Source organism: Serratia sp. CC22-02 (assembly GCF_900182895.1).
Classification (GTDB): domain Bacteria; phylum Pseudomonadota; class Gammaproteobacteria; order Enterobacterales; family Enterobacteriaceae; genus Serratia; species Serratia nevei.
Window position 1 is genome coordinate 30,593 of sequence record NZ_FXUD01000013.1, and the last position, 6,687, is coordinate 37,279.

Below are 6,687 nucleotides of genomic sequence, written 5' to 3' on the forward strand. Positions count from 1 at the left end.
GTACGGAAGTAGAACTGTGGACGGTAGCCTTTGAAGAATGGCGTGTGACGACCACCTTCATCTTTGCTCAGGATGTACACTTCAGATTCGAACTGGGTGTGTGGCTTGATAGAGCCTGGCTTAGCCAGTACCTGACCACGTTCGATTTCTTCACGCTTGATACCACGCAGCAGAACACCTACGTTCTCACCAGCACGGCCTTCGTCCAGCAGTTTGCGGAACATTTCAACGCCAGTACAGGTAGACTTAACGGTGTCTTTGATACCAACGATTTCAACTTCTTCGCCAACTTTGATGATACCGCGCTCAACACGACCGGTAACAACGGTACCACGACCGGAGATGGAGAATACGTCTTCGATTGGCAGCAGGAACGGCTTGTCGATAGCACGCTCTGGCTCTGGGATGTAGCTGTCCAGGGCTTCGGCCAGTTCGATGATTTTCGCTTCCCACTCAGCTTCGCCTTCCAGCGCTTTCAGCGCGGAACCGCGGATTACCGGCAGGTCGTCGCCTGGGAAGTCGTAAGCGGACAGCAGTTCGCGAACTTCCATTTCTACCAGTTCCAGCAGCTCTTCATCATCAACCATGTCGCATTTGTTCATGAATACGATGATGAAAGGAACGCCAACCTGACGACCCAGCAGGATGTGCTCACGGGTCTGAGGCATTGGGCCGTCAGTCGCAGCTACTACCAGGATCGCGCCGTCCATCTGAGCAGCACCGGTGATCATGTTTTTCACGTAGTCGGCGTGCCCTGGGCAGTCAACGTGCGCGTAGTGACGAGTCGGGGTGTCATACTCAACGTGAGAGGTGTTGATGGTGATACCACGAGCTTTTTCTTCTGGCGCGTTATCGATCTGGTCGAAAGCACGTGCAGAACCGCCGTAGGTTTTAGCCAGTACGGTAGTGATCGCTGCAGTCAGGGTAGTTTTACCGTGGTCAACGTGGCCGATAGTACCGACGTTAACGTGCGGTTTTGTACGTTCAAACTTTTCTTTAGACATCGATTGTCCCTCTAAGACACGGATAAATCGGTGGTATCACCACATCAACCAAGCATTTGCTCGTTGAATCCAGAACAGAAAGAAAATCAGGGGGCGAGAAATTAAGAAGTGGTGCTGATAGGCAGATTCGAACTGCCGACCTCACCCTTACCAAGGGTGCGCTCTACCAACTGAGCTATATCAGCACATCTTGGAGCGGGCAGTGGGAATCGAACCCACATCATCAGCTTGGAAGGCTGAGGTAATAGCCATTATACGATGCCCGCATCCTGGAACTCGGCTACCTGATTTTTCTGTAGAATTTTGGGATGGAGCAGGATTGTTCATCACTCGGCTCGCATCCTTCGGGCCGGCTGCGCCTTGCGCTGCACAGCTCGAACCTTGCCGAAGGCTTTCGCCTTCTCCTCCCGCCATCAACCGTCGCGGTATTTATCGCATCTCAGTTAATCGCCGAAGGCAAGATTTGGTGGTGGGGGAAGGATTCGAACCTTCGAAGTCTGTGACGGCAGATTTACAGTCTGCTCCCTTTGGCCGCTCGGGAACCCCACCAGATTTTAACTACTTGTGACTTGAATGGTGCCGGCTACCGGAATCGAACTGGTGACCTACTGATTACAAGTCAGTTGCTCTACCTACTGAGCTAAGCCGGCATCAAGTGCAGCGCATTCTAGGTAGAGCGGGCGACCTATGCAACAAAAAAATTGCTTTACGCGCACTTTCGCTCATAAATCAGTCAATTTTGCATACTGTCATGCAATTCGCAGCCTGCGACGTGCAAACATTCATCACTCGCGGCAATCATTCTCTACAATTTTATCCACTTTTTGCAAGCCTTGAGCGCCGCTTTCTCCGTGTCGGGCTTCTCAAAACACTTAACCCGCGCAGGTAAACTGTGAGCGGGATCGATGTACCAAAAAGGGGATACCTGCCCCGGACTGCGGCGTGGGCTACACTGATCCCTCGCCCTTTTGCCGTCGCCATGCCTTTCGCCGCTGTGGCTCAGTTATTGCTTCTCTTCATTACCCCCATCCCAGGAGGAATGACCGATGAAAATAGTGCCTATCAACGCCGCTACGCTACCGATTTACCGCGATGAATTGGCCCGCCTGTTGACCGATGCCGTCACGCACGGCGCTTCTGTCGGTTACGACACCTTAATCCCTCACGAAGACGCCGAAAGCTACTTCCACAGTCTGCGGCCGGCCTTGGCCAAAGGTGAACTGCTGCTGTGGATTGCCCGTGAAGAGCGCGGCGTCGTTGGCACCGTGCAACTCGAGCTCTGCCAGAAGCCGAACGGCCGTAATCGTGCGGAGGTAGTGAAGCTGTTGGTGCATAGCCGCGCTCGCCGAAACGGCGTAGGTCAGGCGCTGATGAAGTCACTGGAGCACGCGGCACTGCAACAGCAGCGCGGGCTATTGTACCTGGATACGCAGGCCGGTTCGGCAGCAGAAGCGCTTTATCGCAGCCTGGGTTATCGCTGTTTGGGCGAGCTACCGGATTATGCGGCAGGGCCCGATGGGCATTACCATCCAACCGTTATTTATTACAAACGCCTGTTCGCCGTGAACCAAACTTCACGCGCCATCGCCAGCTAGCCTTCAGGCGGTATCCGGCCCCGATGATACCGCCTTGCAACCCCGCTTTATCAACTGCGCGCCGCTTCGCACAATTGACATAAACTGCTGCCTATCGACAACTTTTGCGAAAAAAGTCTACGCCAAAAACGAAGCTGTCTATAATATGCAGCTTGTTTATTCTCTGGAGCTGGCGTCCGGCGCCTTTCCCAACCTGCGTTAACAGGCAGAATTTGGCTTATGATAAAAAGAGATCAATCTTTAGCAACGCCCTACCTACAGTTCGATCGTACCCAATGGGCTGCGTTGAGAGATTCGGTGCCGCTGACGTTGTCGGAAGAAGAGATCGTTAAACTGAAAGGGATTAACGAAGATCTCTCGTTGGAAGAAGTTGCGCAGATTTATCTGCCGCTGTCACGACTGTTGAACTTCTATATCAGCTCCAACCTGCGGCGGCAGGCGGTACTGGAGCAATTCCTCGGCACTGACGGGCAAAAGATTCCCTATGTCATCGGCATCGCCGGCAGCGTAGCCGTCGGTAAGAGCACAACAGCGCGCTTGTTGCAGGCACTGCTGAGCCGCTGGCCGGAACACCGCAGCGTTGAGCTGATCACGACCGACGGCTTCTTGCATCCTAATAAGGTGCTGAACGAACGGGGCCTGATGAAGAAAAAAGGCTTCCCGCAGTCTTACGATATGCATAGCCTGGTGAAATTCGTGTCGGAAGTGAAATCCGGCGCCAAACGCGTCACCGCCCCGGTTTATTCCCATTTGATCTATGACGTTGTGCCCGAGGGCAATAAAGTCATCGAGCAGCCGGATATTCTGATCCTGGAAGGGCTTAACGTATTGCAAAGCGGTATGGATTACCCTCACGACCCGCATCGCGTATTCGTTTCCGATTTTGTCGACTTCTCTATATATGTTGATGCCCCGGAGACGCTATTGCAAAGCTGGTATATCAATCGCTTCCTGAAATTCCGTCAGGGCGCATTTTCCAATCCCGATTCTTATTTCCATCACTATTCAAAATTGCCGGAACCGGAAGCGATTAATATCGCCACGCAATTGTGGAATGAAATTAACGGATTGAATTTGCAGCAGAATATACTGCCTACGCGCGAACGCGCCAGCCTGATCATGACCAAAAGCGCTAACCACGCCGTTGAAAGCGTGCGTTTAAGAAAGTAAGCCTACCGATCGATTCAGGGGACGTTGCCGTCCCCCTTTCTCTAACTATTCCGCACTGCGCAGCGATATCTCCCCGCCGATGAAGGGTTTTATCTCTCCGTCTTGTTCCAGCAGTAGCGCCCCCTGCGAATCGATACCTCGGGCGATGCCCACAATCTGCCGCTCGCCAATCAGGAGCTTGACCGGTCTGTCGATAAAGTTATCCAAGGTACGCCAGCGACCGATAAAGGGCGCCAGTCCGTCTATCTCAAACTGTTTCAACGACTGACGCAGCTCATTGAGCAGGGTTGCAGCCAGCTCATTGCGATCGATCTGAATTCCCGCTTCCTGCAGGTTAATCCAGCCCTGGGTAATGGCGCTGGCGTTGGTATCCCGCATTGCCAGGTTAATGCCGGCACCGATGACCAGTTGAGCCGCATCGCCGGTTTTTCCCGTCAGTTCGACCAGGATTCCCGCCAGTTTACGATCGTTCAGATAAAGATCGTTAGGCCACTTAACGCGCACGTCTGCCGCACCGAGACGCTGCAGAACTTCCGCCATCACCATCCCGATCACCAGGCTAAGCCCCATTGCCGCCGCCGGGCCTTGCTCCAAGCGCCAGAACATCGACAGGTATAAATTAGCGCCGAATGGCGAGATCCACTGCCGCCCGCGGCGCCCACGCCCCGCCTGTTGGTATTCAGCGACGCAGGCGTCACCGGAGTGCAATTCGGCGATGCGGTCCAGCAAGTATTGGTTGGTGGAATCGACCACCGGCAACACGCTTACACGCTTGTCTTCCAGCAGGCTGAGGATACGCTCGGCTTCCAACAGCTGGATGGCACCAGGCAGGCTGTAACCTTTGCCAGGCACGGTAAAAACATCCAGCCCCCACTCGCGAATGGTTTGAATATGCTTATTGATCGCAGCACGGCTCATGCCGAGTGACTCACCGAGGTGTTCCCCGGAATGGAATTCGCCGTCGGCCAGCAGCGCGATCAGTTTTAACGGAACCTTGGTATCTTTCATGACAGCACCGCCACGGCATTCAGCTCACCGGTCGCGCCAATAAAACGCACCTCAGGCTCCAGCCAGACGCCAAATCTATCGGCCACCGTCTTGCGTACGTGGCGCGCCAGCGCCACCACATCCTGACTGTGGGCGTTGTCGATGTTCACCAGCACCAACGCCTGCTGGCGGTGTACCGCAGCACCACCGAGACGATATCCTTTCAGCTCGCATTGGTCGATAAGCCAGCCGGCGGCCAGCTTCATCTGGCCATCCTGCTGCGGATAATGCGGTATGCCAGGATATTTGGCGATGAGTTCTGCGGCTTTCTCTGCGTTCACCAGTGGATTCTTGAAGAAGCTGCCGGCATTGCCGGTTTCACGCGGATCGGGCAGCTTGCTGCGGCGCATGGCGCATACGGATTCAAATACCTGAAGCGGCGTCACCGTAGCGGGATCCAGCTTAGCCAGATCGCCGTAGCTCAATTTGGGTTGCCACTGTTTGTTGAGGCGTAAACCCAGCCCGACAATGACATGCCCGGTTTGGAAACGGTGTTTGAAAATACTTTCCCGGTAGCCGAAACCACACTCGGCAGCCGGAATGCGATCGATAGCGCCGGTAGAGAAATCCAGCAGGTCGACATACTCGCAAACGTCTTTCAATTCGACGCCGTAGGCGCCGATGTTCTGAATAGGCGCGGAGCCAGCCAATCCAGGAATCAACGCCAAGTTCTCCAGACCGCAGATCCCGGCCTGCAGCGTATATTGCACCAGATCATGCCAATTCTCACCGGAGCTGACGTGGAGATGCCAGGCATCGTTATCTTCCCGGACGTCGATACCCTTTAGCTGATTGACCATGACCGTGCCCGAAAAATCCTCCAGGAACAGCACGTTGCTACCTTCACCGAGAATCAGCAGCGGCTCCTGACGCTTGCGCGTTTGTTGCCAAACCTTGAGCATCTGCTCAATTCTATCGGCTATGATCAGGTGCGCTGCGTTGACCGGGAGCGCAAACGTATTGTGGTTTTTTAAAGACGCGCTTTCAGTAGACATAACGTTCAGTACCTATACGGAAATAATCTTTCGCCTAGTCTACTCGATTCGAGGCGTCTGGCTAATATTTGTTTTAATTAACGTGAAATTTATCGAATAATACACTGAAGAATTAAGACTTATCTTTGATATAACCGGATAATTCTCATCAACATCTTAATAAATAGGCATTTTTATTATTTAAATAATAATCTTAAGCTATCAATTATATATTGAACTGGCTATTCCCCCGACAAAAAACATTATTCTTCCTTATAAGACTAAGCTACATATGCCAAAAAGGTATTTTTCAAAGTAATAGATACAGTCAGGATATTTATTTTACGCATAGCAAAAAGCCCTGAACATCAGTTCAGGGCTTTCGGCTTTGTTTGATGCCTGGCAGTGTCCTACTCTCGCATGGGGAGACCCCACACTACCATCGGCGCTACGGCGTTTCACTTCTGAGTTCGGCATGGGGTCAGGTGGGACCACCGCGCTATTGCCGCCAGGCAAATTCGTTTTATTCCAACCGCGCCACTCTCGTGTCGCCATCAGAACCAATCTGTAAACAAGCTGAATATTGTCTTGGTCTCACCAAAACACCTTCGGTGTTGTAAGGTTAAGCCTCACGGATCATTAGTACTGGTTAGCTCAATGCATCGCTGCACTTACACACCCAGCCTATCAACGTCTTAGTCTTAAACGTTCCTTCAGGGGCCTTGAAGGCCCAGGGAAGACTCATCTTGAGGCAAGTTTCGCGCTTAGATGCTTTCAGCGCTTATCTTTTCCGCACTTAGCTACCGGGCAATGCCATTGGCATGACAACCCGAACACCAGTGGTGCGTTCACTCCGGTCCTCTCGTACTAGGAGCAACCCCTCTCAATCTTCCAACG

5 protein-coding genes, 4 tRNA genes, 2 rRNA genes and 1 other RNA gene are annotated in these 6,687 nt (G+C 52.8%); 2 read left to right on the forward strand and 10 right to left on the reverse strand.

Features of this window, described 5'->3' with window-relative positions:
• From tuf to QOL81_RS24585, 6 genes are all read right to left on the reverse strand, one after another.
• Positions 1-1,004: elongation factor Tu (gene tuf / locus QOL81_RS24560; protein ID WP_121510557.1), on the reverse strand; the 1,004-nt coding region annotated here is incomplete at its 3' end.
• Positions 1,005-1,113: 109 nt separating this feature from the next.
• A tRNA-Thr gene (locus QOL81_RS24565) sits at positions 1,114-1,189 on the reverse strand.
• 6 nt (positions 1,190-1,195) lie between these two features.
• Positions 1,196-1,270 (reverse strand) — tRNA-Gly (locus QOL81_RS24570).
• A gap of 36 nt (positions 1,271-1,306) precedes the next feature.
• Positions 1,307-1,422, reverse strand: a non-coding RNA gene (locus QOL81_RS24575) — RtT sRNA.
• A gap of 46 nt (positions 1,423-1,468) precedes the next feature.
• Positions 1,469-1,553 (reverse strand) — tRNA-Tyr (locus tag QOL81_RS24580).
• Positions 1,554-1,578: 25 nt separating this feature from the next.
• Positions 1,579-1,654 (reverse strand) — tRNA-Thr (locus QOL81_RS24585).
• A 396-nt stretch (positions 1,655-2,050) separates the two neighbouring features.
• On the opposite strand from QOL81_RS24585, the gene QOL81_RS24590 reads away from it, so the two are divergent.
• The gene (locus QOL81_RS24590) at positions 2,051-2,599 is read left to right on the forward strand and encodes a GNAT family N-acetyltransferase (RefSeq protein WP_283440119.1); all 549 of its coding nucleotides are present in this window, start codon (positions 2,051-2,053) and stop codon (positions 2,597-2,599) included.
• Between the two features lie 219 nt (positions 2,600-2,818).
• A complete protein-coding gene (gene coaA, locus QOL81_RS24595) occupies positions 2,819-3,769 on the forward strand; it encodes a type I pantothenate kinase (RefSeq protein ID WP_033636718.1) in 951 nt (316 codons plus the stop codon).
• Between the two features lie 45 nt (positions 3,770-3,814).
• Here coaA and birA read toward each other — a convergent pair whose 3' ends face one another.
• The 4 genes from birA to QOL81_RS24615 all read right to left on the reverse strand — a co-directional run.
• Positions 3,815-4,777 carry a bifunctional biotin--[acetyl-CoA-carboxylase] ligase/biotin operon repressor BirA gene (gene birA, locus QOL81_RS24600; RefSeq protein ID WP_033636716.1) on the reverse strand — a complete coding sequence of 321 codons (963 nt, stop codon included), beginning with the start codon at positions 4,775-4,777 and terminating at the stop codon, positions 3,815-3,817.
• The gene (gene murB / locus QOL81_RS24605) at positions 4,774-5,811 is read right to left on the reverse strand and encodes a UDP-N-acetylmuramate dehydrogenase (protein WP_283440120.1); all 1,038 of its coding nucleotides are present in this window, start codon (positions 5,809-5,811) and stop codon (positions 4,774-4,776) included. The genes birA and murB overlap by 4 nt, the downstream gene beginning before the upstream one ends.
• A 376-nt stretch (positions 5,812-6,187) precedes the next feature.
• Positions 6,188-6,303: ribosomal RNA gene (gene rrf / locus QOL81_RS24610) — 5S ribosomal RNA — on the reverse strand.
• A 105-nt stretch (positions 6,304-6,408) separates the two neighbouring features.
• Positions 6,409-6,687: ribosomal RNA gene (locus QOL81_RS24615) — 23S ribosomal RNA — on the reverse strand; the annotation flags it as partial.